Below are 26,600 nucleotides of genomic sequence, written 5' to 3' on the forward strand. Positions count from 1 at the left end.
CCCGCGGCGACTCCGGAACTGTACGGGCACCGGCCCGCCACATGCAAATCGTCCCGCCCCGCTGTCGCGGGACGGGACGATCCGTCGTTCGAGCACCGTCAGGCGCGGCCCATCTCCTCGGCGATGGCCGCCGCGAAGGCGTCGATGTCGGCCTCCGTGGTGTCGAAGGCGCACATCCAGCGGACCTCGCCGGTGTGCTCGTTCCAGAAGTAGAAGCGGTAGCGCTTCTGGAGCCGCTCGCTCACCTCGCGCGGGAGGATCGCGAACACCGCGTTCGCCTGGGCCGGGCGGACTACCTCGACGCCGTCGATCTTCCGGACCGCGGCCTCCAGGCGGCTGGCCATCGCGTTGGCGTGGCCGGCGTTGCGCAGGTAGAGGTCGCCCGAGAGCAGAGCCTCGAACTGGACCGAGACGAAGCGCATCTTCGAGGCGAGCTGCATCGAGGTCTTGCGCAGGTACGTGATGTTGCGAACCCGCTCCGGGTTGAGCACCACCACGACCTCGCCGAACAGCAGGCCGTTCTTCGTCCCGCCGAAGGAGAGCACGTCGACGCCCACGTCGGTGGTGAAGGCGCGCAGCGGCTGGCCGAGCGAGGCGGCGGCGTTGGCCAGGCGGGAGCCGTCCACGTGGACGAGCATGCCCAGCTGGTGGGCGTGCTCGGTGATCGCGCGGATCTCGTCGGCGGTGTAGAGGGTGCCGAGCTCGGTGCTCTGGGTGATGGAGACCGCGAGCGGCTGCGCGCGGTGCTCGTCGCCGAAGCCCCAGGCCTGCTGGTCGAGCAGCTCGGGGGTGAGCTTGCCGTCCGGGGTGGGGACGGTGAGCAGCTTGATGCCGCCCATCTTCTCCGGGGCGCCGCCCTCGTCCACGTGGATGTGGGCGGACTCGGCGCAGACCACCGCGCCCCAGCGCGGGAGCAGGGCCTGGAGGGCGACCACGTTGGCGCCGGTGCCGTTGAAGACGGGGTAGGCCTCGGCCTTGTCGCCGAAGTGGCGACGGAAGACGTCCTGGAGGTGGGCCGTGTAGTCGTCCTCGCCGTAGGCGATCTGGTGGCCGCCGTTGGCGAGGGCTATCGCGGCGAGGACCTCCGGGTGCACGCCGGCGTAGTTGTCGCTGGCGAAGCCGCGGACGGCGGGGTCGTGCCGCCGTACCGCGTCCGTACGGGTGAGGTCGGTCATCGGGCTGTCAGCCACAGGTGCTGTCCGTTCAGTTCTGCTGCGGGGCGGTCCCAGAGGCCCGCCAGGTGTCCGGCGAGGTCGGCGGTGTCGGTGAAGCCGGCGAACTTCGCCTCCGGCTTCTCGGCCCGCATTTCGGGACTGACCAGCGCCTTGATGACCAGGATCGCAGCCGCCGCGGTGGGCTCGCCGTCGGGGGCGGTGGTCTCCTTCTTGAAGGAGTCGGCCATGGCGAGGGTCCACGCCTCGGTGGCGGCCTTGGCGGCCGCGTAGGCGGCGCCGCCGGCGGTGGGCTTGTGCGCGGCCGCGGCGGAGATCATCGCGTAGCGGCCGGCGGTGCTGCGGACCAGCGCGGGCTGGAAGGCCAGCGAGGTGTGCTGGAGGGTGCGCACGACGGTGTCGTGCAGGAAGTCCCAGTCGTCCAGCCGGGTGTCGAAGAAGGTCTTGCCGCCGCGCCAGCCGCCGACCAGGTGGAACAGGCCGTCGACGTGGCCGTGCTCGGACTCCAGGTGGTCGGCCCAGTCGTGGACCTCCTGGGGGTCGAGCAGGTCGATCACCTGGCCGCTGACCTTGGCCCCGCGGACGGCCACCCGGGTGGCGTCCAGCGCGGACTCCAGGCGCTGGGCGTCGATGTCGGCGCCGATCACGGTGGCACCGTCGGCGGTGAGGCGGCGCAGCACGGCGCGTCCGGCCGGGCCGCTGGCTCCGGCGACGGCGATGACCTTGCCGGCCAGCGGGGCGTTGGTGGAGGTGGTCACGCGGCGGCTCCCTGGATCCCGGCGCCGGTGATGCCGGCGGTGGCGGCGATGACGCCGCTCAGCTTCTTGTTGAGGGCCTCGTAGAACATGCTCAGCGGGAACTCGTCCGGGAGCACGGCGTCGCAGAGGGCCTTGTTGAGGGCCTTGCCGTCGGTGATGTCGAGCGGCAGGGCCTCGGAGCCCTTCGCCCAGGTGGAGGCCGGGTGCGGGGTGAGGTAGCGGGAGACCAGCTCGTACGCGGCGATCCAGTGGGCCGGCTTCGGCCGGTCGATGCCGTCGCGGTAGAGGGTCTCGATCTCGGCGCAGAGCGCGTTGGTGACCTGCTGGGCGCGCTCCCAGTCGATGCTGAGGCGGTTGTCGCGCCAGCGCAGCGCGTCGTGCTTGTGCAGGTAGGCGAAGAGCAGCTGGCCGCCGAGGCCGTCGTAGTTGCGCACCCGGTCGCCGGAGACCGGGAAGCGGAACAGGCGGTCGAAGAGGACCGCGTACTGGACGTCGCGGGCGTGCGGGTTGCCCTCGGTCTCCAGCTGCACCGCCTCCTTGAAGGTGGTGAGGTCGCAGCGGAGCTCCTCCAGGCCGTACATCCAGAACGGGCTGCGCTGCTTGATCATGAAGGGGTCGAACGGCAGGTCGCCGTGGCTGTGGGTGCGGTCGTGGACCAGGTCCCACAGGACGAAGGTCTCCTGCGCGCGCTGCTGGTCCTGGAGCAGGCCCTCGGCGTCGGCCGGGATCTCCAGGCCGAGCTGCTGGACGGCGCTGGTGGTGACGGCGCGGAAGCGCGCGGCCTCGCGGTCGCAGAAGATGCCGCCCCAGGTGAATCGTTCCGGCGCCTTGCGCACGGAGACCGTCTCGGGGAAGAGCACGGCGGAGTTGGTGTCGTAGCCGGCGGTGAAGTCCGTGAAGGTGATCGGCACGAACATCGGGTTGTCGAAGCGGGTGCGCTCCAGCTCGGCCAGCCAGTCGGGCCACACGACGCTCAGCAGGACGGCTTCCAGGTTGCGGTCCGGGTTGCCGTTCTGGGTGTACATCGGGAAGACGACCAGGTGCTCCAGCCCGTCCTCGCGCTGGGCGGCGGGCTGGAAGGCGAGGAGCGAGTCCAGGAAGTCGGGCTCGCGGTAGCCGGTGTCGGCCCACTTGGCGAGGTCCGCGTCGACGGCGGCCAGGTAGGCGGCGTCGTGCGGGAAGTTCGGAGCGAGCTCCTGGACGGCGGCGCGGACGGTCGCGACCAGCGGGTCGACCGTGTGCCGCTGGACGGCGGCCAGGTCGATCGAGCCGTCCTTCGACTGGAGCGGGCGCAGCGTCTCGACGGCCTCCTTCAGGCGCAGCCAGGCCGGGTGGCCGGCGAGGGTCGAGACCGGGGCGTCGGCCGCCACAGCGAGCCTTGGCGAAAGATTCTGCATCGTGGACTCACTTCGACAGGAGTTATTTCAACGGGAACACCATAAGTACGAAAGGTTCTCCCGTTCAAGGGGGGCCGGACGGGCAAAGTTCCGGCGCACCACCGCTCCGGCGCGGAAACCTTCGGCGGGGGGCGGGTTGTCCGGCATGTGGACAGTGATCTGGATGTTCTGGACAGATGCGCCGTTCTGATGCGAACCTCCCCGCATGCTCCCGGCGGTGATCACGGTGGCCGTACGCCACGACAGCCCGTTCCGGGCGCCCTCCCGTCGGCACGTCTGCCGTCGCTGTCGCTGTCGCGCGCGCGGCCTCTGCTGCCGCTGTCGCCGCTGTTGTTGACCGGCCTGCCGCCGACCCGGCTGCCGCCGGTCCGGCTCGGGGGGCGCCGCGGACGCGGGCCCGTACGCCGACCATGCCGCGTGTGTTCCGGCGCCGCCACCGGGGGGAAGTGACCCGCCGGGATGCGGGCCGCCCGTCGCGCCCTCCCGTGCCCCTCACCTTCCTTCCGTCCCGCCGGTCCTTTCCCTGGAGCCCCGTCATGACCCTCCGCAAGCCGTCCGCCGTACTGCCCATCGCCGCGCTGGTCGCCGCCGCGGCCGTGCTGACCGCCTGCGCGCCGCAGGACTCGAAGTCCGACGCCGCCCCGGGCGCCTCGGGCGCGGCCGGGTCGGCGGCGGGCTGCGCGCCGGGCGCGCTGGCCACGCGTACCGCCGGGACGCTGACCGTCGGCACCGACAAGCCCGCGTACGACCCGTGGTTCACCGAGGACAAGCCGGAGAACGGCAAGGGCTTCGAGTCCGCCGTCGCCTACGCGGTCGCCGAGAAGCTCGGCTACCCGAAGGAGAAGGTCAGCTGGGTGGTGGCGCCGTTCAACAAGGCGACCTCGCCGGGTGCCAAGGACTTCGACTTCGACATCAACCAGGTGTCCGTCAGCGACGAACGCAAGCAGGCGGTGGACTTCTCCTCCGGTTACTACGACGTGCGCCAGACCGTCATCGCGCTGAAGAACTCCAAGGCGGCGGGGGCCAGGAGCATCGCCGACCTCAAGGGCGCCAAGCTCGGCGCGCAGGTCGGCACCACGAGCCTGGACACCATCACCGACACCATCAAGCCGAGCACCCAGCCGGCCGTCTTCGACTCCAACGACCTGGCCAAGGCGGCGCTGAAGAACGGCCAGATCGAAGCGTTGGTGGTGGACCTGCCGACCGCCTTCTACATCACCGGTGCCGAGGTGCCGGAGGCCCAGGTGGTCGGCCAGTTCGAGGTGTCCTCGCGGGCCGAGCAGTTCGGCCTGGTGCTGGACAAGGGCTCCAAGCTGACCGGCTGCGTCTCGCAGGCGGTGGACGCGCTGCGCGCCGACGGCACGCTGGCGAAGCTGGAGAAGCAGTGGCTCTCCGACGCCGTCTCGGCACCGGTGCTGAAGTGAGTGCTGACCTGGGCCCCCGGCCGAGCGGGGAATCGTCGGGCGGGGAATCGTCGGGTCGGGAGGGCTCGGTGGACCTCGCCAAGGCCCCGGTGGCGCGGACCGGGACGCCGGCCGCGGAGGATGGCTACCGCCCGTCCGAGCGGCGGCTGGCGCACGAGGCCTACCGGCGCTCCCGGGCCCGCCGCTCGGCGCTGATCGCCACCGCGTCGACCCTGGCGACGGCCGTCGTGCTCTACCTGCTGGTCGTCAACTCCCCCGGCTGGGAGGTGACCCGGCGGACCTTCTTCAACCTCGACTACGCCCGCCAGGCACTGCCCGAGGTGCTGAAGGGGCTGCGGCTGAACCTGGAGCTGATGCTCGGCTGCGGGGCGCTGATCCTGGTGTTCGGGCTGCTGCTGGCGGTGCTGCGGACGCTGCGCGGGCCGGTCTTCCTGCCGGTGCGGCTGCTGGCCACCGCGTACGTGGACTTCTTCCTCGGGCTGCCGATGATCATCTGCCTGCTCGTGATGATCACCGGGGTGCCGGCGCTGCGGCTGACCGGGGTGACCACCGATCCGCTGCTGCTGGGCGGGGCCGCGCTGGTGCTGACGTACTCCGCGTACGTCTCCGAGGTGTTCCGCTCCGGCATCGAGTCGGTGCACCCGAGCCAGCGCGCCGCGGCCCGGTCGCTGGGGCTGACCAACGCGCAGGCGATGCGGTACGTGGTGCTGCCGCAGGCCGTCCGCCGGGTGGTGCCGCCGCTGCTCAACAACCTGGTGAGCCTCCAGAAGGACACCGGGCTGGTCTCGATCGGCGGGGCGATCGACGCGGTGTACGCGGCGAAGATCATCGCGGCCCGGTCCTTCAACTTCACGCCGTACCTGGTGGCGGGGCTGGTGTTCATCGTGCTGACCATTCCGTTGACCCGGTTCGCCGACTGGCTGACCACCCGGATGAACCGCCGCCAGCTGCAGGGAGGTGCGGTGTGACGTCGAGCGAGGTGCTCCGGCTGGAGTCGGTGCGCAAGACCTTCGGCGACCAGGTGGTGCTGCGCGACGTGGACCTCGCCGTGGCCGAGCACTCGGTGACGGCGCTGATCGGGGCGTCCGGCTCCGGCAAGTCCACGCTGATGCGCTGCGTCAACCTGCTGGAGGGGATCGACGACGGGGCGATCTTCCTGGACGGTGAGGAGATCACCGATCCGCGCGCGGACGAGGACGCCGTACGGCGCCGGATCGGCGTGGTGTTCCAGTCGTACAACCTGTTCCCGCATCTGACGGTGCTGGAGAACATCACGCTCGCGCCGCGCCGGGTGCACCGGGTCGCCCGGGCCGAGGCGGAGGCGCGGGCGCTGGAACTGCTCGACCGGCTCGGGCTGGCGGCCAAGGCGAAGGAGTACCCGGACCGGCTGTCCGGCGGGCAGCAGCAGCGGGTCGCCATCGTGCGCGCGCTGGCCACCGGGCCGCGGCTGCTGCTCCTGGACGAGATCACCGCGGCGCTCGACCCGGTGCTGGTCGGCGAGGTGCTGTCGGTGGTGCGGGACCTCAAGGAGCAGGGGATGACGATGGTCCTCTCCACCCACGAGATGGGCTTCGCCCGCGAGGTCGCCGACCGGGTCTGCTTCCTGGACGGCGGGGTGGTGCTCGAACAGGGGCCGCCGGAGCAGGTGTTCGGCGACCCGCGGGAGGAGCGCACCCGGCAGTTCCTCAGCCGGGTGGTCGCCTCGGGGCGGCTCCAGGGCTGAGCGGGCACGCCCGGCCGGCGGGTACCGCGCTCTGCGGCCGGGGCTTGCCACGAGGCGTGCGGCAGGCGTGCGGCCAGGGCTTTCGCAAGGACGGGCACCACTGTGCGCCCCCGTACGCGCCCTGGCCACGCCCGGCCGGGTGCGGTGATCGTGGACCGGACGTCCGTCGCCGCGCACGGGGGCGGCGCACGGGCGACAGCCGACGGGTGACAACTGACAGCCGACAGATTTCATCATCTGTTCGCTGACCGCTGTCCGTTGTCATCTGTTCGCCGCCCGCCGCCCCGTCGCCCACCGCCCCGGGAGGCCGCCGTTGCACGGACCCGCCCTGGTCAACTGGCTCCTCGCCCTCCTCGCCGCCGGCGCGGGCACCTCCTGCCTGACCCGGCTGCGCCACTCCCCCTGCGCCCCGGGCGGCGCACACCGGCCGCTCGCCCGCGAGTCCGACGCCGCCGAGGCCCTGATGGGGCTCGGCATGGCCGCGATGGCCGTCACGGGCGCCACCGTCCCAGCCGCCGTCTGGGCCGGGCTCTTCGGCCTCCCCGCCGCCGCCTTCCTGCTCGCCGCCGTCCACGCCCCGGCCGGGCGGGCGCACCGCCTGCACCACGCGGTCGGCGCGCTCGCCATGACGTACATGGCCCTCGCGATGGCCGGCGCCTCCGGCCACGGGCACCACCAGGCCGCCGCCCTGGGCCTTCCGGTGCTGACCGGGACGCTCCTCCTCTACTTCGGCGGGTACACCCTCTGGACCGGCAGCCGACTGCTGCGCACCCCGGCGGGCGCCCTCGCGGTCGGCACCGCCGGTCTGCCGCAGGCCTGCCGACTCACCATGGGGATCGGCATGTTCGCCATGCTCCTGACCATGTGACGGCCGCACGCCACGACCTCCGGCGCCCCAAGGCCCCCGTCCGGGCGTGGCGTTGGTCACTGGCCGGACGAAAGCCGTTCCACCGGACGTCGCCAGCGCATAGGTTGGCGGGGAGCGCGTTGTCGCGTTCCGTGCGTACTCGGGGAGCCCATCGATGCCTGCCCTGATCGGCCTGCTGCTGCTCGGCCTGCTGCTCTCGACCGTCGCGCCCCGGCTGCTGGCCCGGGCCCGCTGGGCGGAGCGCGAACCGGTGCTGGCACTGCTGGTGTGGCAGTGCCTGGTGGTGGCCGTCCTGCTCTGCTGTGCGCTGGGCCTCCTCCTGGCGGCCTCCGCCGCCCTGCCGGAGCTGCGCGCGCTGCTGTTCCGCGGCGCGCCGCACGGCGTGGAGGCGGCGTACGGCCTCCAGGAGGCCGAGGGCTGGGGCCGGCTGTGCGCCGCGGCACTGGCCGCGGGCGGGGTGCAGACGGTGCTGGCGCTCACCCGCGAGGTCCGCACGGCCAAGGCGCTGCGCAATCGCCGGCACGCCCAACTGTCCACCCGCGCACCCGAGTTGCCGGACAGCATCGAGAGCGACCGGAGCCGCCGGGAGCGGCTGGTGGTTCTGGAGAACGTCCGCCCGGAGGCGTGGTCGCTGCCCGGACCGGACTCCCGGCTGGTGGTCACCACCGGCGCCCTCCGGCAGCTGACCGACCGGGAGCTGGCGGCCGTGCTGAGCCATGAGCGCGGCCACGTCCGGGCCCGGCACCACTGGCTCCAGCAGTTCGCCCAGGCGCTCGCCTCCGGCTTCCCCGGGGTCGGCGTGTTCAGCGCCTTCCGGGACCAGGTGGCGGAGCTGGTCGAGCTGGCCGCCGACGACCGGGCCGCCCGTCGTCACGGTCGGCACACCACCGCCCTCGCGCTGGCCGAACTCAACCTGGACCGCGGGGTGTTCGGCTCCTGTCCGCCCGGCCTGGCGCAGTCCCCGAAGCGGGTCGACCGGCTGCTCGCGGGCCGTCCGCGGCTCTCCGTCCCGCACCGGCTGCGGCTCACCGTCGGGGCGCTCGCCGCACCCGCCGTGGTCGTCCTGCTGGCCGCCGCACCGGGGCTGCACTCGCTGCTCTGAGGCCAACCCGGCTTCAGCCAGGGGTTCTTGACGTTCCGTCAGCCGGGAAACCGTTCCGTCAGTCGGTGGACGATCCGCAGGCCGGCCCGAGTCCGCCGCCGAGGGTCAGCTCCAGCACCTGGCGGTGGAGCGGCCTGGCCTGCTCGTACCGTTCCCGCCCGGCCTCGGTGAGGGTGAGCACGACGCCCCGCCGGTCGCTCTCGCACATCGCCCGGGTGACCAGTCCGGCCTTCTCCAGGCGGGCGATCAGCCGGGAGAGCGCGCTCTGGCTCAGGTGGACGGTGTGGGCCAGTTCGCTCACCCGCACCGCGGGCCCGCCGCCGCCCCCGCACTCCTCGACGAGGCGCTCCAGCACCTCGAACTCGCTCATGCCCAGCCCGTACCGGTCGCCCAGCTCGCGGTCGAGCATGCAGGCCGCGGCGGCGTGCCGGGCCAGCAGCTCGCGCCACTGCGCGACGAGACCGGTCTCCGCCGGGGAGTCGAGTTCAGCCACGCCGCCACCCTAGCACGTGCATCGACAATTATTGCGTTCACATCTAATTCACTTGCATTGAATGCATGTGCATGTACTGTCCTCCCCATGACCCCCGCGACCGTCCCATCACCCGATGCCCCGTCAACCAGCGGGCCGCACTGGACTCCCCGCCTCTGGGGCACCCTGATCGTGCTCTGCGCCGCCATGTTCCTGGACGCCCTGGACGTCTCCATGGTGGGCGTCGCCCTCCCGTCCATCGGCTCCGACCTGCACCTGTCCACCTCCACCCTGCAGTGGGTGGTCTCCGGCTACGTGCTCGGTTACGGCGGTCTGCTGCTGCTCGGCGGACGCGCCGCCGACCTGCTCGGCCGCCGCCGGGTGTTCCTGGTCGCCCTGGGCGTCTTCGCCGCCGCCTCACTGGTCGGCGGCCTGGTCGACGACGGCGGCCTGCTGATCGCGGCCCGCTTCCTCAAGGGCGTCAGCGCCGCCTTCACCGCCCCGGCCGGCCTGTCGATCATCACCACGACCTTCGCGGAGGGCCCGGCCCGCAACCGCGCCCTGTCGATCTACACCACCTGCGGTGCCAGCGGCTTCTCGCTCGGCCTGGTGCTCAGCGGCCTGCTCACCTCGGTCGGCTGGCGCTGGACCTTCCTGATGCCCGTCCCGGTCGCACTGCTCGCGCTGGTCTTCGCCGCCCGGCTGCTCCCCCGCCCGGTCGAGGAGCGCGCCAAGGGCGGCTACGACGCGCTGGGCGCGATCACCGGCACCGCGACCGTTCTGCTGCTGGTCTTCACCGTCACCGAGGCCCAGGGCGCCGGCTGGCTGAGCGCGCGCACGCTCGGCTCGATGCTCGTCGTCGCCCTGCTGGCCGCCGCCTTCCTGCGGGTGGAGAGCCGCGCCGCGCACCCGCTGGTCCGGCTCGGCATCTTCCGCAACGGTTCGGTCGCCCGGGCCAACGTGGTCGCCTTCGCGATGACCGGCGCCTACGGCGGTTTCCAGTTCGTGGTCACCCTCTCCCTCCAGCACCTGCTCGGCTGGTCGGCGCTGGAGATGGCCCTCGGCCTGCTCCCCGCCGCGGCCCTCATCGCGCTCTCGGCACCCTTCATGGGCCCGATCGTGGACCGCTTCGGCACCGGGCGGCTGCTGCCGATCGGCCTGCTCTCGCTGGTCGCCGCCTTCGCGCTGTTCCTGCGGCTGGACGAGCACAGCTCGTACCCCGGCCTGGTGCTGCCCTCGATGCTGCTGCTCGGCGTGGGCTTCGCCTTCGCCTTCCCCTCGGTGAACATCGCCGCCACCGACGGCGTGGGCGACGAGGAGCAGGGCCTGGCCTCGGGCCTGGTGAACACCGCGATCCAGGTCGGCACCGCGGTGGTCCTGGCCGGAGCGACCGCGATGATCACGGCCGGCAGCGCGGGCGGCGACAGCCCGCAGGCCCAGCTGGACGGCTACCGGCCGGCGCTGCTGTTCGTCACGATGGTCGCCCTGGTCGGCCTGGTGGTCGCGGCGGCCGGCGCCCTGGTGGACCGGCGCCGCGCCTCAACTCCCGCGCCGGTGCCGGATTATGATTACTCATCAGCCGGGTCGACCGCGGCCCGCGCAGAAGTCCTGACCGAGCGCTGACCCCGGGCCCCGCCCGCGGCCGATCTCCGGGCCGTCGGGCCGTGGCGCCGGCTCCACCAAACCCCCGTGTTGGTGGAGCCGGCCGTCTTCGTGGCGGCCGCCCGGGCAGCGCCCCTCGGGGCACGGTTCCTCGGTGCGGCTGTCGGCTCCGCAAGTATATTGGCTGGCAGCCAACGAACGTTCGGAGCAGACACGATGGCACCTCGCGGGGATTCGGTCAATGAGGAGATGCGGCAACGCTCCCGCCGACGCATCATGCGGGCCACCGTCGAGCTGGTTGACCAGCGCGGATACGCGGGCACCACGCTGACGGACATCGCCGAGCGGGCCGGGCTCGCCCGCGGGCTGCTCTCGTACTACTTCGACGGCAAACGGCTGCTGATGCAGTCCGCGACGCACCGGATGATGCACCAGTCGCTGGCCTGCGCCCTGGCGGAACTGGCACCCGGTTCCTCGCCGAACGCCCGGCTGGCCCGGGCGATCGACACCGTGCTCGGGCTGGCGCTGGACCACCCCCGGGTGATGCGCTCGCACCTGGCACTGATCCTCGACCCGGACACCGGCGCCTTCGTCCAGGACCCGGAGCAGCAGCAGCTCGGGGCCCTGCTCCAGGGGCTGCTGCTCGACTGGGGCGCGCCCGACCCGGTCGCCGAGCACGCCGTCCTGCGCAGTGCGCTGATGGGCGGCTGCATCGGGGTGCTGCTGCCGGGCGCCGAGATCCCGCTGGCGCCGATCCGGGCCGACCTCTTCCGCCGCTACGACCTGGCCTGGGAGCTGGGCCGCCCGCCGCAACCGTCCCCGCCGGAACGCGAGAGGCCGCCGGCCCGCGACTGACGGCGGGTGGGCGGCCTGGCGGACCGACTGCCGGGGGCCTCGCGAGGGAGGGATCTCACAGGCCCCGGACGGCAGCGGCTCAGCGTTCCTTCAGGATCGAGGCGAGCAGGTCTATCGTGCGCTCCGGCGTGAGACTGTCCACGCAGAGCCGCTCCATGACCTGGATGTAGGCGTCGACGTCGTCGCGCTTGTCCAGGTAGAGCGCGCTGGTGAGCTGCTCCAGGTAGACCACGTCCGCGAGGTCCTGCTCCGGGAAGCGCAGGATCGTGAACGCCCCGGACTCGCCCGCGTGCGCGCCGAACCGGAACGGCATGACCTGGATCACCACGTTGGCCTGCTCGGCGACGTCGATCAGGTACTGCACCTGACCGCGCATCACCTGGGGCCCGCCGACCGGCCGGCGCAGCGCGGCCTCGTCGATGACCGCCCACAGGCGCGGGCTGGCCCCCTCGGTCAGCAACTTCTGACGGCGCAGCCGAAGGCTGACCCGCCGTTCGACCTCCTCCTCGCTGATGACCGGCCGACTCTGGCCGAAAACCGCCCGTGCGTACTCCTCGGACTGCAGCAGTCCGGGGATGAACTGCACCTCGTAGGTGCGGATGAGCTGGGCGGCCTCCTCCAGGCCGACGTAGGTCTGGAACCAGCCCGGCAGCACGTCGTTGAAGCTGTGCCACCAGCCGGACTTGTTGGCCTCGCGGACGAGGCCGAGCAGGGCTTCCCGCTCGATGCCGTCGTCCACGCCGTACAGGCTGAGCAGGTCGGCGACGTCGCGCTCCTTGAAGCTGACGCGGCCGAGTTCCATGCGGCTGATCTTGGACTCGGAGGCCCGGATCGCGTAGCCCGCGTCCTCGCGGGTGATGCCGCGCGCCTCACGCAGGCGGCGCAGCTGCGAGCCGAGGAGGATCCGGCGGACCATCGAGCCGCCGCCCGGCTGAACTGTGGTCATGCGGTCGAAACCTCCACCTAGGGCAAACAGCGCACAGTCTGCCATCAGTTGAGCGCTCACGGTGCCGATACTGACGGATGTTCCTATCAGTTCTGCACTCCACGCACCAGGATGCACGTGCATTCGGCGCTTGCATATGCCAATAGTGCGACTGCACGTGAATCGACTCTTGCATCTGCAGTGAGCGCACACCACCATGGTGCACGTGCACCTGCACATCCCTGGCAATCCCGCGGGCTCCGCGTCGACCCCACGCGCGACTCCGTGCACCGACCCGACGGCGTCCCCCGCGTCATCGGGCGTTCGAGTGCGCGCGCGCCTGGTCGAGGGGGCGGCCGAGCGGCCGAGCGAGTCGGAGGTGACCGGCATGACCCCGGCGGGTCCAGCCGTGTCCGCCCCCTTATGGGAGGAGCTCTTCATGAGCACCGGTACGGCTTTGGCGGTTGACCCCCATGTGGTCACCTGTACGCTCGCTCCTCGCTTCGAAGCCGTCAGAACCGCGCGGGACTTCGCTCGGAGCACGCTCCAGCTCTGGGGCCTGACGGAACTGTTCGACGACGTCGCGCTGGTGGCCTCGGAACTCGTGACCAACGCGCTCCGGCATGCGATCGGCGCACGGCCCGACCCGTCGGGCGGCGCCCTGGGCGAGTACGACTTTCCCATGAAGCCGACCGCGGACGGCCGGCTGCCGATCCGAATAAGCCTGGTGCACCGCGCACCCCAGGTGGTCTGCGCGGTGAGCGATCCGAGCAGCACCGGCCCGGTCGCCCGGGAGGCCGACTTCGTCGCCGAATCGGGCCGCGGGCTGCACCTGGTGGAGTCGTTCAGCCGCTCCTGGGGCTGGCACCCGCTGGGCAGCGGCAAGGTGGTCTGGGCGATGTTCGAGGCCGAGTCGGTCGGCGGTTCCCCGCTGGACGGACACCCCGGGCTCGGCGGCCGCTCACCGCTCGACGGTCCCGTCGACGCCGGCGGACGGCATCGGCGCTCGGCCTAGGACGGGCCCCGCGCTCCGAGCGGGTCCTGTACTCCCAGCGGGCCCCGTGCTCCGAGCGGGCCCGGCGTTCCGGACGAGCCCTGACCCCGGGACAGGCCCTGCGCTCCGGAGGAGCCCTGCCTTCGGGACGGACCCCGCGCCGGACGGCGCGCGGCCGGTCGACGGACACCCCGGGAGGACCGCACCCCGGGCGCTTCCAGCAGGCCCCGTCGAGAGCCTCCGGCACCACGGAACCGCGAGCGGCTCAGCGCGGCCGGGCGGCCGGACGGATCCGGGAGAGGCCTCCGGAGCGAAGACATCCGGAGGAGACAAAGACAAAGGCCGTCGTGGTGTCGGCACCCACGACGGCCCCCCGATGATGGAGCACGGCGGCCGGTCAGACCGCCAGGTGGTCGAACTCCCCGTCCTTCGCCCCCAGCAGCAGGGCGGAGATCTCGGCCCGGGTGTAGATGAGGGCGGGGCCGTCCGGGAACCGCGAGTTGCGCATCGCCACGTCGCCGCCCGGCAGGGCCGCGAACTCGACGCAGTTGCCCTGGGAGTTGCTGTGCCGGCTCTTCTGCCAGACCACCCCCTGGAGATCGGCGGCGGCCATCCCGTTGTAGGTGTCGTACGAGCCGCGCGTGTCCTGCGAGTCGTGCATAGAAATCTCCCGAAGAGCTCCGGAGTTGTCGTCCAGCGCGGCGCCCCCGGCACCGCCGAAACGAACGGACCGGCCCCGTACCGGTCCGGCACAACGCCTCACTTGACGTGATGATAGCCGCAGTGCACGTGCATCAGCACGGGACATTGCAGGTGCACGAGGCCTTTTACCCGCAGCCGCGAACTCTTCACGGGCCCTTCCCCTGACGGTACGTAAACGGACATAGCCGATGAATCGTCGAGCCCGCGATAACCGGCCGTGAGCACCTCCCCGCTGAATGTTGATCTTCGAATGCCGGGAGTCGCCCGCCCGTGACCCTCCGTCAAGCCGGGCTCATGCTGTGAGACATCTCACGCGCCCCGGGTGCAACGCCCGCCCCCTCGGATCGCGTCGGGACAAGCACCGGCCACCACGCGGGGGTTGGGCGAAGAATGTCCGGATTGTAGGCAAAGCGCCCGGACCGGCGCGGGAGACGCACCGGGTCCGTACCGCGAGCACGCGAAACCCGTACGGCAGCCGACTGCAAGCCGGACGGGCCGATGTCCTACGATCTCCGGCATGAGCACCGCAGCCATTCCGGGCGCGCCACTGCCCGTCCGTACTCCAGGCTCCCGTGCGCGGGGGCGCCACCGTCGTCCCGAGCGCCCCGAGATCCCGGCCGGCGCCCCGGCCCTGGTGCTCGCCGTGCCCGCGACCGCCGGGCCCGAGTCCCGCTCGGTCGTCGAGGAGCTGCTCTCGATCGTCCGCACCGAGCAGAACGGCGTCCAGACCGCCGTCGGCTACCTCCCCGGTGACGGTGCGGCGGGCGCGAGCGGCGAGGACCGCACCGTGGCCGAGCTGCTGGCCCTGGCCGCCGAGGCCGGGCGGCCGATGCCCGTCCTGGTGCCACTGGTGCCCGGCCCGCACACCTTCCTGACCGGGCTTCACGCGCTCGCCGCCGAGTACGGCGCGCCCGTCACCGACCCGCTGGGCCCGCACCCGCTGCTGGCCGAGGCCGTGCACGTCCGGCTCTCCGAGGCCGGGCTGGCCCGGGCCGACCGCGCCCGGCTGTTCGCCATCGCGACCGCCGCGGACGGCGTGGTGCTGACCACCGTCGGCGGCGAGGACGCGGCCGCCGCGGCCGGCATCACCGGCGTGCTGCTGGCCGCCCGGCTGGCCGTGCCGGTCGTCGCCGCCGCGCTCGACGTGCCCGGCTCGGTGGCCGCGGCCGTCAACCACCTCAAGGACACCGGCTCGCAGCGCCCGGCGCTGGCCCCGCTGGTGATCGGCCCGGAGGCGGACTCCGAGCTGCTCGCCACCGCCGCCGAGGAGACCGGCTGCCCGTCGGCCGCGCCGCTGGGCGCCTACCCGTCGGTCGGCCAGCTGATCGCCTCCACCTACCTGGCCGCGCTGCCCACGCCGTCCCCGGAGGACCTGGCGCGGGCCGAGGCGGAGGCGGCGGCCGCCGCCGAGGCCGAGGGGGTCGTGGAGGGCTCCCGTGGCGCCCACGCGGCCGCCGAGGGGCCTGGCGGACGATAAGGACACCGCGCGCGGGTTCGCGCGCACCGAAGGGCCCGGAACGGATCGCGTTCCGGGCCCTTCCGCGTACTTCCCCCACCCCGTCCGTCCCGTACGGGAGTCACCCGGCAATGAAGGGGAATGTCCGTTCTGGCGCTATTTGAAAGGAAATAGGGAGCGTGGATTCACATGCTCCGATCGCGACCGCTCCCCCACCCGCCGGAGTGCGCCACTCCGCGATTCGACGCACCGTCACGCCACTCCTGAGGCGGAGCCAGTTGTCGGCTTCCACAACAGCATTGCCTGAAAACGATCATTTACGATCATGGCGAGTGGCAATTTTGGCAGTTTCCACTAAACCGTGATGCACATCACAGTGGTTTGCAGTTTGAACTTAAGTCTGATTAACGTGCTCCCCGTTCGTGACCACACGAACCCGGTCATCCGCAACGCCGAGTCCTGCCGTCGGATGTCCTGGAAGCGCGAAAACGCACCACGGCAGGAGCGGGGGACCCACAGGTAAGTCGCCCCGGACCGCTCTCCGGAACGGTCCAGGGCTAGGGGTGAAGCCGTGCTCACCGCACGGCCGGGCAACTCCAGCCCGAATCCGACAGCTCACCTCGCAGGCGTGGGAGAGGACCACGTCTTCATGCTGCCCACCAACGGCACCCGTCTGTCCGGCCGTACCCGTCGCGTGATCGCCGCCCTCGGCGTCGCGGGCGTCGGCCTCACCGTCCCCTGCCTCACCACCGGCACCGCCTCGGCCGCCTCCGTCGCCACCTGGGACAAGGTCGCCCAGTGCGAGAGCGGCGGCAACTGGAGCATCAACACCGGCAACGGCTTCTACGGCGGCCTCCAGTTCACCTCCAGCACCTGGTCCGCCTTCGGCGGCACGGCCTACGCGGCCCGCGCCGACCTGGCCACCAAGGACCAGCAGATCGCCGTCGCCGAGAAGGTCCTCGCCTCCCAGGGCCCCGGCGCCTGGCCGGTCTGCTCGGTCCAGGCCGGGCTCACCAAGGGCGGCGCCGCGGCCGCCGTTGACACCTCGGCGGGTTCGACCGCCGCCAAGCCCGCCGCGCCCGCCCAGAGCGCCAAGCCGGCCGCTCCGGCCGCTCCGGCCGCGAAGCCCAGCGCCAAGCCCGCGCAGCCCCAGACCCCCGCCGCGAAGCCCGCCGCGCCCGCCCAGGGCGACGCGCAGGCCTCCACCGACTCCGCCGCCTCCGGCAACCGGAGCGACTGGGTGCAGCAGCGCCAGCAGCAGGCCCAGGGCGGCGACTACACCGTCGTCGAGGGCGACTGGCTGTCCGCGATCGCCGACCAGCACAAGGTGCAGGGCGGCTGGCAGCGGCTGTACGACCTCAACCGCGGCACCCTGACCGAGGGCCCGGACACCATCTACCCGGGCCAGCAGCTGTCCTTCGGCGGCAACGGCCAGGCCCGGGCCGGCCAGTCCTCCGCCGGCACCTCCGGCTCGGACTTCACCTGGTTCGACCGCTCGCAGAAGTCCGGCCAGTCCGCGAACGGCGGTGCCGTGAACGCCCAGCCGACCGCGCAGCCCGAGGCCCCGGCCGCCAAGCCGTCCACCAAGCCGGCCGCGAAGCCCGCCACCAAGCCCGCTCCGCAGCCCCAGGCCCAGACGCAGACCCAGACCCAGGCGCCGGCCGCGACCGGCAGCATGGCCGCCGCGGTCTCCTTCGCCGAGTCGAAGGTCGGTCAGGCGTACGTCTACGGCGGCACCGGCAACGGCGGCTGGGACTGCTCCGGTCTGACCCAGGCCGCGCTGCGCGCCGCGGGCGTCTCCGTCCCGCGCGTCGCCGCCGACCAGGCCGCCGCCAGCACCCACGTCTCGCTGGACAGCCTCCAGGCGGGCGACCTGCTGTTCTGGTCCAACAACGGCAAGGACTCCGGCGTCTACCACGTCGCGATCTACATCGGCAACGGCAAGTACGTCGAGGCCGCCAACCCGAGCTCGGGCGTCCGCGAGCAGAGCATCGCCAACTGGGCCCCGGACTTCGCCGGCCGGGTCTGAGGACGGCGCACGGTCCACGGCGCACGGCCGACGGACGGCCGGTAACAGCTGACGGGTAACAGATAACAGCTGACAGCTTTCAACATCTGTCAGCTGTTATCCGTCAGCTGTCGGCCGTCGTCCGAACGCTGACCGCCCACCACCCCCGGGGAGAGTCTGGTCGCTCCTCCCCGGGGGTTCCGGCGTTCCCGGGGCCCCGGCGTGCCCGACCGTTCCCGACCGCGGTTCCGCCCCGTTCCGTGGTGGATCGCCGCCCCAGCGGGCATGCTGCTGCTCTGCACCCGAGGAGGAGTCACATGGCCCAGGTCCCCGTCACCCTCGACGCGAACCTCGCGATCGACGCGATGATGCTCTCCGGCACCAAGAGCCCCCAGGACGCCGTCGAACTGGTTCTGCGCGACTACCTGGCCCGCGGCCGCCGCACCGAGACCCGTACCGGCGAGGCCGCCGATGGGCACCGCCTGACCGCCGACCGCCCTACCGCCCAGGAGGGCTGACCCACCCCACGGCCCGCCACGGCCCGCCATGGCCCGCGAGGGCCGACCGCGCGCACGCCGACGGGCCCCGGAGAGCGATCGCCCTCCGGGGCCCGTCCGACGGCCGTGGCGGCCGGGGTTCAGCGCGCGCAGGCCCCGGTGGACCCGCGCATCACCAGCTCCGGCTGGAACATGAACTCGCCGCGCTGGGCGGCGTTCCCGCCGACCTCCTCCAGCAGCGCGTCCACCGCCGCCGTGGCCATCGCCTCGACCGGCTGGCGGATCGTGGTCAACGGCGGCTCGGTGAAGGCGATCAGCGGAGAGTCGTCGAAGCCGACCACCGACACGTCCTGCGGCACCGACAACCCGCGCTGCCGCACCGCCCGGATCGCCCCGAGCGCCATCATGTCGCTCCCGCAGACGATCGCCGTGCAGCCCTTGTCGAGCAGCGCGCCGGCCGCCGCGTGCCCGCCCTCCACGCTGAACAGCGTGTGGTGGACGAGGTTCTCGGCCTCCTCCCGGCCGAGCCCGAGCACCTCGCGCATCGCCGCCGTGAAGCCCTCGATCTTGCGCAGCACCGGTACGTACCGGCGCTGACCGACGGCCAGTCCGATCCGCTCGTGCCCGAGTTCGGCCAGGTGCTGGACGGCCATCCACATCGCGGCGCGGTCGTCCGGCGAGATGAACGGCGCGTCGATCTTCTCGCTGTAGCCGTTGATCAGCACGAACGGCACCCCGCGCCCGGCCAGCCGGGCGTAGCGGTCGTGGTCGGCGGTGGTGTCGGCGTGCAGGCCGGAGACGAAGACGATGCCCGCCACGCCCCGGTCCACCAGCATGTCCACCAGTTCGTCCTCGGTGGACCCGCCCGGCGTCTGGGTGCACAGCACCGGGGTGTAGCCGTGCCGGCTGAGCACCTGCTCGATCACCTGGGCCAGCGCCGGGAAGATCGGGTTGCTGAGCTCCGGCGTGATCAGGCCGATCAGCCCGGCGCTGCGCTGGCGAAGGCGGGTCGGCCGCTCGTACCCGAGCACGTCGAGTGCCGCCAGCACGGTCTGCCGGGTGGCGGCGGAAACGTTCGCCTTGCCGTTGAGCACGCGGGAGACGGTGGCTTCGCTGACCCCCGCCTGCGCCGCGATGTCTGAGAGTCGCGCCGTAGTCACGGTCCCAGAGCCTATTCCAACCACGTCAGACCGCCCACCAGCCGGTGCTGTCCGGAGCGAGCACCGTCTCGCCGCCGTCCACCACGAGGTCGGTCGAGGCGAGCAGCAGCGTGCCCGGGGCCGCGATCCGCACCGGCTCGCCGGTGGTGTTCACGGTGCAGACGAAGGCGCCGCGGCGGAACGCCAGGGTGCCCTCGGGGCTCTCCAGCCACTCGACCCCGGTGCCGGCGCCGAGGTCGGGCTGCGCCCGGCGGACGGCCAGCGCGCTGCGGTAGAGCTCCAGGGTGGAGTTCGGGTCGCCGGTCTGCGCCTCGACGCTCAGCTCGGCCCACTCGGCCGGCTGCGGCAGCCAGGACGGCCCGCCGGCCACCGGGCCGAAGCCGTACGGGGCCTCGGTGCCGGACCACGGGATCGGGACGCGGCAGCCGTCGCGGTAGCCGTCCTGGCCGGCCTGGCGGAAGAAGGACGGGTCCTGGCGGACCTCGTCGGGCAGGTCGGTGACGTCCGGCAGGCCGAGCTCCTCGCCCTGGTAGACGTACGCCGAGCCGGGCAGCGCGAGCATCAGCAGGGTGGCGGCGCGGGCGCGGCGCAGGCCGAGCGCCCGGTCGCCGGGGGTGCGGATCTGGGTGCCGAGGCCGGGCTCGTTGGCGAACCGGGTGGCGTGCCGGGTGACGTCGTGGTTGGACAGCACCCAGGTGGTGGGGGCGTCGACCGGACGCATCGAGTCGAGCGAGAGGTCGATCACCTCGCGCAGCGCGGCGGCCTCCCAACCGGTGCCCAGGTACTGGAAGTTGAAAGCCTGGTGCAGCTCGTCGGGGCGGACGTAGTTGGCGGTGCGCTGGACGGTCGGGGTCCAGGCCTCGGCGACGCCGATCCGCTGCCCCGGGTACTCGTCGAGGATCGTGCGCCAACTGCGGTAGATCTCGTGCACGCCGTCCTGGTCGAAGAACGGCATGACGTCGTTGCCGAGCAGCTTCAGCTGGTCGGCGCCGCCGAGGTCGGGCAGGCCGGGGGCCTTGACCAGGCCGTGGGCGACGTCGATGCGGAAGCCGTCCACGCCCATGTCGAGCCAGAACCGCAGGATCGAGCGGAACTCGTCGGCGACGGCCTGGTTCTCCCAGTTGAAGTCGGGCTGCTCCGGGGCGAACAGGTGCAGGTACCAGTCGCCGGGGGTGCCGTCCGGGTTCTCGCTGCGGGTCCAGGCCGGGCCGCCGAAGATGGACTCCCAGTCGTTGGGCGGGAGTTCGCCCTGCTCGCCCTTGCCGGGGCGGAAGTGGTAGCGGTCGCGCAGCGGGGAGCCGGGGCCCTCCCGCAGGGCGCGCTGGAACCACTCGTGCTGGTCCGAGGAGTGGTTGGGGACGAGGTCGACGATGATCCGCAGGCCCAGGTCGTGGGCGTCCCGGATGAGGGCGTCGGCGTCCAGCAGGGTGCCGAACATCGGGTCCACGGCGCGGTAGTCGGCGACGTCGTAGCCGGCGTCCGCCTGCGGCGAGGCGTAGAACGGCGAGAGCCAGACCGCGTCCACCCCGAGGTCGCGCAGGTAGGGCAGGCGGCTGCGGACGCCGGGCAGGTCGCCCATGCCGTCGCCGTTGGAGTCGGCGAAGCTGCGCGGGTACACCTGGTAGATGACCGCGTCCCGCCACCAGCCTCTGGACGCGCTGACGTTCGCCTCGTGAGCGGTGTCGGCGGCAGGCCGGGAGGTGTCGGCCAGGTTCTGGGTCATGGACGGTATCCCTTGGGGACTAGAGGAGCGGAAGGCGCCGGGACGTGGAGGCGCGTGACGACGTGGTCGGGAGCGGCGGCGTTGCGGGTGGTGCGTGACGACGCGGTGGCGCGCTACGACTTGGAGGCACCGGCGGTCAGACCGGTGACCAGGTGGCGCTGCACCAGGTAGAAGAAGGCCGCGGACGGGATCGCGATCAGCACGGCGGTCGCGGCCATCAGGTTCCACTGGGCGTCGTGCTCGCTGACGAAGGTCTGCAGGCCCACGGCCAGCGTGTACTTGTCGGAGCTGAGCATGAAGGTGGAGGCGAACGGCACCTCGGCCCAGTAGGTGAGGAACGAGTAGAAGGCCGCCACCGCCAGGCCCGGGCGGGCGAGCGGCAGCACCAGCCGCCAGAAGGTGCCGAACGGGCTGAGCCCGTCGACCCGGCCGGCCTCGTCGATCTCCACCGGGATGGTGTCGAAGTAGCCCTTCAGCAGCCAGGCGCAGTACGGCACGGTGGTGGTCGAGTAGACCAGGATCAGGCCGGTGTAGCTGTCCAGCAGGCCGAGTTCGGAGAGCATCGTGTACATCGGGACGATCAGCACCGCGATCGGGAACATCTGGGTGACCAGCAGCGACCACATCAGCGGCTTGTGCCCGGGGAACTTCATCCGGGAGACGGCGTAGCCGGTGGTGGCGGCGAGCATCACGCCGAACACGGTGGTGACCCCGGAGACCAGCAGGGCGTTGCCGAACCAGGTGAAGAAGTCGGTGTCGGACAGCACGTGCTGGTAGTTCGACAGCGTCAGCTTGTCGAGGATCTGGCCGGGGTGGAGGTAGTCGGTCTTGTCCGGGCCGAGCGAGACGAACAGGATCCACGCGACCGGGAACAGCGCGATCAGGCCGGCCAGGATCAGGGTGCCGTGGGACAGCGCCCGGGCCAGCGGGCTGCGCTCGCCGCGGCGGCGGACCTTGGCGGGCCGGGCCGCCGGGGCCGGGGCCGCCGCACGGGCCGGGAGTTCGGTGGTGGTGCTCATCGGGGGTACCTGCCTTCGTGGGTCAACTGGGTCCGGGGCCTCAGCCGTTGGCCTGCTCGTTGCGGGCGAGCCAGCGCCGGTAGAAGGCGGTGAAGACGATCAGGATGGACAGCAGGATCACGCCGTAGGCGGCGGACTGCGCGTAGTCCCGCGGGATCTGGCCGAAGCCGAGGCGGTACGCCCAGGTGACCAGCAGCTGGGCGTCGGGGGCGCCGGTGCCGAACAGCAGGAAGATCACGTTGAACTGGTTGAACGTCCAGATCACGCCGAGCAGCACGACCGTGGAGGAGACGGAGCGCAGCCCGGGCAGGGTGACGTACCGGAAGCGCTGCCAGGCGGTGGCGCCGTCCATCTCGGCGGCCTCGTACAGCTCGGCCGGGATCGACTGGAGGCCGCCGAGCAGCGAGATCATCATGAACGGCACGCCGGCCCAGGTGTTCACCATGATCGCGGCCGCCTTCTGCGCCCACGGCTCGGTGAGCCAGCCCGGCTCGGGCAGGTGCAGGAAGGAGAGGATGCTGTTGACGACGCCGCCGTCGGCGAGCATCAGCCGCCAGGAGAAGACGGTGACGAAGGTCGGTACGGCCCACGGCAGGATGAGCAGCATCCGGTAGGCGGCGCGGCCGCGCAGCTTCTGGTTGAGCAGCAGCGCGAGGCCGAGCCCGAGGGTGTAGTGCAGGAAGACGCAGACGGCCGTCCAGGCGATGGTCCAGACGAAGTGCGACCAGAAGCGGTCGTACGAGCCCGGGCCCCACAGGATGTCGGCGTAGTTGTGGAAGCCGACGAACTGGTAGGTCGCCGGGATCTCGTTGACGCCGATCTTGCGCGCCATGTTGAGGCTGTTGGCGTCGGTGAGGGTGAGCCAGATGCCCTCGGCGAGCGGGTAGAGCACCAGCACGCCGAGCACCAGCACGACCGGGGCGATCATCGCGTAGGCGTACCAGTGCTTGGCGTAGGAGCGCTTGACGCGTTCCAGCAGGCCCGGACGCTGCTCGCGCTCCCGGCTGCCCTTGCCGGTGGCGCCCTGCACGGCGACTGACATCGTTTGCACCTTCTCGGGGGGATTCTCGGGGGGAGCCGACGGCCCGGCCCTCCGGGGGGCGACAGGTGAGGGCGGCGCCGAACGGCGGACGGCGAACAACTGACAGATGATGAAATCTGTTCTCTGTTATTCGTTCGCCGTCACGCGTTCGGCCGCTCCTCGTCCGCTGTCACCCGTCGACCGGCGGGCCGGGCACAGGGACTACTTGGCGAAGCCCGGCAGGAGCTTGGCGTAGTCGGTGGAGACAGTGTTCAGCGCGTCCTGGGTGCTCGTACCCTGGACGGCCTTGCCCAGGTTGGTGCTCAGCGAGGCGAACAGCGAGCTGTACTCGGGCAGTTCGGGGCGCGGCTTGGCGCTGCTCAGCACGGCCTGGAAGCCGGCGATGCCCGGGTCGGCCTTGACGTCGGCGGTGAAGGCGTCGGAGCGGGTCGGCAGGGTGGAGTTCTTCTGCGCGATGAACGCCTGGCTCTCGGCCGAGGTCATGAAGGCGGCGAACTTCTCCGCGGCGGCCTTGTGGGCCTTGTCGGTACCCGCGTACACGGCGATGTTGTGACCACCGGTGGGAGCGGCGGCCTTGCCGCTGGAGCCGGCCGGGACGGCGGCGATGCCGAGGTTGTTCTTGTCGGCGAAGGCCGAGCCCTTGTAGATGTTGGTGATCTCCCAGGGGCCCTGGACGATCGCTGCGACCTTGCCGCTGTTGAAGGCGTCCATCATGTGGGCGTAGGCGTCGGTGGTGACGTCGGCCTTGACGGTGCCGGGCGAGGTGAACATCGTCTTGTAGGTCTCGACGGCCTTGACGGCCTCCGGCGAGGCGACGCTGATCTTCTTGCCGGCGGCGTCGACGGTGTCGGTGCCCTCGCCGTACAGGAACGGCATCGCGTAGTAGCCGTCCGCGGCCTTCAGCCAGAAGCCGTCCACGCCGGCCTTCTCCTTGACGGCGGCGGCGTCGGTCTTCAGCTCGTCCCAGGTCTTCGGCGCCTCGGTGATGCCGGCCTTGGTGAACAGCTCCTTGTTGTAGAGCAGGCCGAGCGTGTCGGTCACCAGCGGAACGCCGTACAGCTTGCCCTCGTACTTGGCCTGCTGGATCAGGCTCGGCTGGAAGGCGGAGGTGTCAGCGGCAGCCGGGGTGCCGTCCAGCGGCTCCAGGAAGCCGGCCTTGGCGAAGGCGGCGGTCCAGCCGACCTCGGAGCGGAACACGTCCGGAGCACCCTTGGCCCCCATGGCGGTCTGCAGCTTGTTCTGCGCCTGGTCGAACGGCACGTTGACGAAGTCGACCTTGACGGTCGGGTTCGCAGCCTCGAACTTCTTGACGAGCTCCTGGTAGTTCGGCGCCTCGTTGGTGGCGTTCGACGTGTCCCAGTACGTGAGGGTGACCGGCCCGTGGGCCTTGCGGTCGGAGCTGGAGCCGCTGCTGCCACAGGCAGCCATCGAGACCGCGAGGGCCACAACGAGGGCAGAGGCCGCGATGCCACGCCGCATGAGAACTCCTAGGGAGGGTGGGGGTGCCCGAGATGTTCCGAGACAGGCGCATAATGGCTGCCTCGTGCCGACCGCACCGTTGCTGCCGTCGGGCTCGGGAAGGAAGTTAACAGCGGCGCAAGAGGGACGGAAAGTCCTTGCAGCAAGTTTCTGCAAGAAACCGCGATCGTTACGCCCGCGTGTCCTGGACGTAGCCACTCGGTAGTTGACGGCGGCACCGATTGCCCCGTTTCGCCCGATTCACCCCTCCGTGGGCTGGCCGACGGAACCACCGTGCGTGGCCGGAAACGCTCTGCAGCAGACTGGACGCATGCGAATCAGAGCCGTCACCAGGGACGAACTTCCGCTGCTCGCCGAGCTGGAGCGGGCCGCCGGCGCACCCTTCGCCGCGATCGGCATGCCGGAGATCGCCGAGGACGAACCCCCCGCACCCGAGGAGCTGGCGCACTACCTGGAGCGGGGCGTCGCCCTGCTCGCCGAGGCCCCCGACGGAACCGTCGCCGCCTACCTGCTGGCCGAGCCGGTGGACGGCGCCCTCCACATCGAACAGGTCTCCGTGCACCCCGACCACGCCCGCCGCGGCATCGGCCGGGCGCTGATCGAGCACCTCGCCGAAACCGCCGACGGCCCCGCGCTCACCCTCACCACCTTCACCGAGGTCCCCTGGAACGCCCCCTACTACGCCCGCTGCGGCTTCCGGCCGCTGGCCGAGGAGGAACTCACACCGGGCCTGCGCGAGATCCGCCGCAAGGAGGCCGAGCACGGCCTGGACCGCTGGCCCCGGCTCTGCATGCGCCGGGACCTGCGGCCGTAGCGCCGGCCCCGGCCGGCCGGTCCTCCTGATCAGCCCTGCCGGTCGGTCCCAGCCGTCGGCCCTTCCCACCGGTCCTACTGATGGGTCCCCAGCCGGAGCACGGTGGTCGAGCGGAACTCCTCCCCCGGCCGCAGCTCCGTGCTGGGGAACGCCGGGTGGTGCGGGGAGTCCGGGAAGTGCTGGGTCTCCAGGGCGATCCCGGCGAACGGCCCGTACGGGACGCCGCTCGCGCCGGTGACCGCGCCCTGGAACTTGTTCGCCGTGTAGACCTGGATGCCCGGCTCGGTGGTCAGCACCTCCAGGGTGCGGCCGCTGACCGGGTCCTCCAGCAGCGCGGCCCGCGCCGGGGCCCCGTCCGCGGGACGGGCGCGCAGCACCCAGTTGTGGTCGTAGCCGCCGGGCCCGGCCAGCTGGGGGTGCTCGTCGTGCACCGACTTGCCGATCGGCGTGGCCGCCGTGAAGTCGAACGGCGTGCCGGCCACCGGCTCGGTCCGACCGTACGGGATCTGCCGCTCGTCGGCCGGGGTGTACGCGTCGGCGTCCAGGGTGAGCAGGTGGCCCAGGACGTCGCCGCTGCCTTCACCCGCGAGGTTGAAGTACGCGTGGTTGGTCAGGTTGACGACGGTCGGCTTGCTGGTGACGGCACGGTAGGCGATCACCAGCTCGCCGGAGGCGTCCAGGGTGTACGTGACGGTGACGTCCAACGCGCCGGGGAAGCCTTGGTCCCCGTCCGGGCTGTGCAGCGCCAGCCGCACCCCGCCCTCGACCGGTTCGGCCGCCCACATCCGGTGCGCGAAGCCGTCCGGACCGCCGTGGATGGTCATGCCGCCGCCGGTCGGGGCGAGCTGGTGCTCCTCGCCGTCGATGGTGACCGACGAGCGGTCGATCCGGTTGGCGTACCGGCCCACCACCGTGCCGTAGTGCCGGGCCGGGCCGAGGATCTCGGACAACCGGTCGGTGGCAAGCAGCAGTTGGGCGGAGCGGCCGGAGCGGTCCGGAGCGCTCAGGGTGTGCAGGGTCGCCCCGAGGGTGAGCACGCTCGCCTCGTACGGGCCGGCCGTGAGCGTCCAGCGCTCGATCGCGGCACCCGCGCCCGAAGGGTCCAGGGGTTCCTGCCGCACGCTGGTGGCCTCGCTCGCCATTGGCCTGCTCCTCACTGGCGGCGGGCGTTGCACCGCGGCCGCCCGGTTCCGGGTCCGTCGAGGGGGCGCCGCGGCAGCCCCGTGTCCGTCAGCCTAGCGACGGCGGCGGCAGCGGGGGCGCTTCCACCAGCCCACGCGCCGCCCCGCGCGCCGCCGTCCACCATCCGCACGCCGGGCGCCGGACCCGACCGCCGGGCGCTGACCGCCGCGCCCGGCACCGGCCGGTCGCCCGCCTAGGGCCTGTGTGATGTTGTGATCAGTTGGGT

24 protein-coding genes and 1 riboswitch are annotated in these 26,600 nt (G+C 72.0%); of the genes, 12 read left to right on the forward strand and 12 right to left on the reverse strand.

Going from position 1 to position 26,600, the window contains the following annotated elements; genetic code table 11:
* Nucleotides 1-98: 98 nt before the first annotated feature.
* Genes AE652_RS08305 through AE652_RS08315 form a run of 3 tightly spaced genes read right to left on the reverse strand, consistent with a single transcriptional unit; the run spans nucleotide 99 to nucleotide 3,327 of the window.
* A complete protein-coding gene (locus AE652_RS08305) occupies nucleotides 99-1,175 on the reverse strand; it encodes a low specificity L-threonine aldolase (protein WP_049650550.1) in 1,077 nt (358 codons plus the stop codon).
* Nucleotides 1,172-1,930 (reverse strand): SDR family oxidoreductase, encoded by a 759-nt coding sequence (locus tag AE652_RS08310; RefSeq protein WP_079272480.1) that lies wholly within the window; start codon nucleotides 1,928-1,930, stop codon nucleotides 1,172-1,174. Before AE652_RS08310 ends, AE652_RS08305 begins: the two co-directional genes overlap by 4 nt.
* The gene (locus tag AE652_RS08315; protein ID WP_049650551.1) at nucleotides 1,927-3,327 is read right to left on the reverse strand and encodes a DUF6421 family protein; all 1,401 of its coding nucleotides are present in this window, start codon (nucleotides 3,325-3,327) and stop codon (nucleotides 1,927-1,929) included. The genes AE652_RS08310 and AE652_RS08315 overlap by 4 nt, the downstream gene beginning before the upstream one ends.
* A gap of 536 nt (nucleotides 3,328-3,863) precedes the next feature.
* Between AE652_RS08315 and AE652_RS08320 the strand changes: the two genes are divergently transcribed.
* The 5 genes from AE652_RS08320 to AE652_RS08340 all read left to right on the forward strand — a co-directional run bounded on the left by AE652_RS08320 (nucleotide 3,864) and on the right by AE652_RS08340 (nucleotide 8,444).
* Entirely contained in the window at nucleotides 3,864-4,751 is an 888-nt protein-coding gene (locus tag AE652_RS08320; protein WP_049650552.1) for an ABC transporter substrate-binding protein, read from the forward strand.
* Nucleotides 4,752-4,819: 68 nt separating this feature from the next.
* Complete coding sequence (locus AE652_RS08325; protein ID WP_049650553.1) at nucleotides 4,820-5,719, forward strand: amino acid ABC transporter permease; 900 nt, start codon at nucleotides 4,820-4,822, stop codon at nucleotides 5,717-5,719.
* Nucleotides 5,716-6,474 carry an amino acid ABC transporter ATP-binding protein gene (locus AE652_RS08330; RefSeq protein ID WP_049650554.1) on the forward strand — a complete coding sequence of 253 codons (759 nt, stop codon included), beginning with the start codon at nucleotides 5,716-5,718 and terminating at the stop codon, nucleotides 6,472-6,474. The genes AE652_RS08325 and AE652_RS08330 overlap by 4 nt, the downstream gene beginning before the upstream one ends.
* A gap of 313 nt (nucleotides 6,475-6,787) precedes the next feature.
* Nucleotides 6,788-7,342 carry a DUF5134 domain-containing protein gene (locus tag AE652_RS08335; protein WP_049650555.1) on the forward strand — a complete coding sequence of 185 codons (555 nt, stop codon included), beginning with the start codon at nucleotides 6,788-6,790 and terminating at the stop codon, nucleotides 7,340-7,342.
* Nucleotides 7,343-7,496: 154 nt separating this feature from the next.
* Nucleotides 7,497-8,444, forward strand: a complete 948-nt coding sequence (locus AE652_RS08340; RefSeq protein ID WP_049650556.1) for a M56 family metallopeptidase — start codon at nucleotides 7,497-7,499, stop codon at nucleotides 8,442-8,444.
* Nucleotides 8,445-8,502: 58 nt separating this feature from the next.
* Here AE652_RS08340 and AE652_RS08345 read toward each other — a convergent pair whose 3' ends face one another.
* Nucleotides 8,503-8,937, reverse strand: coding sequence for a MarR family winged helix-turn-helix transcriptional regulator (locus tag AE652_RS08345; protein WP_049650557.1), 435 nt, complete (start codon nucleotides 8,935-8,937; stop codon nucleotides 8,503-8,505).
* An 87-nt stretch (nucleotides 8,938-9,024) separates the two neighbouring features.
* On the opposite strand from AE652_RS08345, the gene AE652_RS08350 reads away from it, so the two are divergent.
* The gene (locus tag AE652_RS08350) at nucleotides 9,025-10,539 is read left to right on the forward strand and encodes an MFS transporter (protein ID WP_049650558.1); all 1,515 of its coding nucleotides are present in this window, start codon (nucleotides 9,025-9,027) and stop codon (nucleotides 10,537-10,539) included.
* Between the two features lie 228 nt (nucleotides 10,540-10,767).
* On the forward strand, nucleotides 10,768-11,373 hold the full coding sequence (locus AE652_RS08355; RefSeq protein ID WP_049650559.1) for a TetR/AcrR family transcriptional regulator: 606 nt from the start codon (nucleotides 10,768-10,770) through the stop codon (nucleotides 11,371-11,373).
* 79 nt (nucleotides 11,374-11,452) lie between these two features.
* Here AE652_RS08355 and AE652_RS08360 read toward each other — a convergent pair whose 3' ends face one another.
* Nucleotides 11,453-12,319, reverse strand: a complete 867-nt coding sequence (locus AE652_RS08360) for a helix-turn-helix transcriptional regulator (protein WP_049650560.1) — start codon at nucleotides 12,317-12,319, stop codon at nucleotides 11,453-11,455.
* A 418-nt stretch (nucleotides 12,320-12,737) separates the two neighbouring features.
* Here AE652_RS08360 and AE652_RS08365 point away from each other — a divergent pair, with 418 nt between their 5' ends.
* Complete coding sequence (locus AE652_RS08365; protein WP_234348296.1) at nucleotides 12,738-13,313, forward strand: ATP-binding protein; 576 nt, start codon at nucleotides 12,738-12,740, stop codon at nucleotides 13,311-13,313.
* Between the two features lie 376 nt (nucleotides 13,314-13,689).
* Here AE652_RS08365 and AE652_RS08370 read toward each other — a convergent pair whose 3' ends face one another.
* On the reverse strand, nucleotides 13,690-13,953 hold the full coding sequence (locus AE652_RS08370) for a DUF397 domain-containing protein (RefSeq protein WP_049650561.1): 264 nt from the start codon (nucleotides 13,951-13,953) through the stop codon (nucleotides 13,690-13,692).
* 558 nt (nucleotides 13,954-14,511) lie between these two features.
* Here AE652_RS08370 and AE652_RS08375 point away from each other — a divergent pair.
* The 3 genes from AE652_RS08375 (at nucleotide 14,512) to AE652_RS08385 (ending at nucleotide 17,976) form a co-directional block, all read left to right on the forward strand.
* On the forward strand, nucleotides 14,512-15,471 hold the full coding sequence (locus tag AE652_RS08375; RefSeq protein ID WP_234348297.1) for a hypothetical protein: 960 nt from the start codon (nucleotides 14,512-14,514) through the stop codon (nucleotides 15,469-15,471).
* A 450-nt stretch (nucleotides 15,472-15,921) separates the two neighbouring features.
* Nucleotides 15,922-16,092, forward strand: a riboswitch (cyclic di-AMP (ydaO/yuaA leader).
* The gene (locus AE652_RS49170) at nucleotides 16,079-17,479 is read left to right on the forward strand and encodes a transglycosylase family protein (RefSeq protein WP_159028395.1); all 1,401 of its coding nucleotides are present in this window, start codon (nucleotides 16,079-16,081) and stop codon (nucleotides 17,477-17,479) included. It overlaps the preceding riboswitch by 14 nt.
* A gap of 296 nt (nucleotides 17,480-17,775) precedes the next feature.
* Entirely contained in the window at nucleotides 17,776-17,976 is a 201-nt protein-coding gene (locus tag AE652_RS08385) for a hypothetical protein (RefSeq protein WP_049650562.1), read from the forward strand.
* Nucleotides 17,977-18,095: 119 nt separating this feature from the next.
* Here AE652_RS08385 and AE652_RS08390 read toward each other — a convergent pair whose 3' ends face one another.
* The 5 genes from AE652_RS08390 to AE652_RS08410 all read right to left on the reverse strand — a co-directional run bounded on the left by AE652_RS08390 (nucleotide 18,096) and on the right by AE652_RS08410 (nucleotide 24,378).
* Nucleotides 18,096-19,115: a LacI family DNA-binding transcriptional regulator gene (locus AE652_RS08390; RefSeq protein WP_181970866.1), complete on the reverse strand. Its 1,020-nt coding sequence runs from the start codon at nucleotides 19,113-19,115 to the stop codon at nucleotides 18,096-18,098.
* A gap of 25 nt (nucleotides 19,116-19,140) precedes the next feature.
* The gene (locus AE652_RS08395; RefSeq protein ID WP_049650564.1) at nucleotides 19,141-20,838 is read right to left on the reverse strand and encodes a glycoside hydrolase family 13 protein; all 1,698 of its coding nucleotides are present in this window, start codon (nucleotides 20,836-20,838) and stop codon (nucleotides 19,141-19,143) included.
* A gap of 113 nt (nucleotides 20,839-20,951) precedes the next feature.
* A complete protein-coding gene (locus AE652_RS08400; RefSeq protein ID WP_049650565.1) occupies nucleotides 20,952-21,857 on the reverse strand; it encodes a sugar ABC transporter permease in 906 nt (301 codons plus the stop codon).
* A 40-nt stretch (nucleotides 21,858-21,897) separates the two neighbouring features.
* Complete coding sequence (locus AE652_RS08405) at nucleotides 21,898-22,899, reverse strand: carbohydrate ABC transporter permease (RefSeq protein ID WP_049650566.1); 1,002 nt, start codon at nucleotides 22,897-22,899, stop codon at nucleotides 21,898-21,900.
* Nucleotides 22,900-23,100: 201 nt separating this feature from the next.
* On the reverse strand, nucleotides 23,101-24,378 hold the full coding sequence (locus AE652_RS08410; RefSeq protein ID WP_049650567.1) for an extracellular solute-binding protein: 1,278 nt from the start codon (nucleotides 24,376-24,378) through the stop codon (nucleotides 23,101-23,103).
* Between the two features lie 310 nt (nucleotides 24,379-24,688).
* Between AE652_RS08410 and AE652_RS08415 the strand changes: the two genes are divergently transcribed.
* Entirely contained in the window at nucleotides 24,689-25,192 is a 504-nt protein-coding gene (locus AE652_RS08415) for a GNAT family N-acetyltransferase (protein WP_049650568.1), read from the forward strand.
* Between the two features lie 74 nt (nucleotides 25,193-25,266).
* On the opposite strand, the gene AE652_RS08420 is transcribed toward AE652_RS08415, so the two are convergent.
* On the reverse strand, nucleotides 25,267-26,334 hold the full coding sequence (locus AE652_RS08420) for an aldose epimerase family protein (RefSeq protein ID WP_082345467.1): 1,068 nt from the start codon (nucleotides 26,332-26,334) through the stop codon (nucleotides 25,267-25,269).
* Nucleotides 26,335-26,600 lie beyond the last annotated feature (266 nt).

The sequence above is a fragment of the Kitasatospora sp. MY 5-36 genome, assembly GCF_001182915.1.
Lineage (GTDB): Bacteria > Actinomycetota > Actinomycetes > Streptomycetales > Streptomycetaceae > Kitasatospora.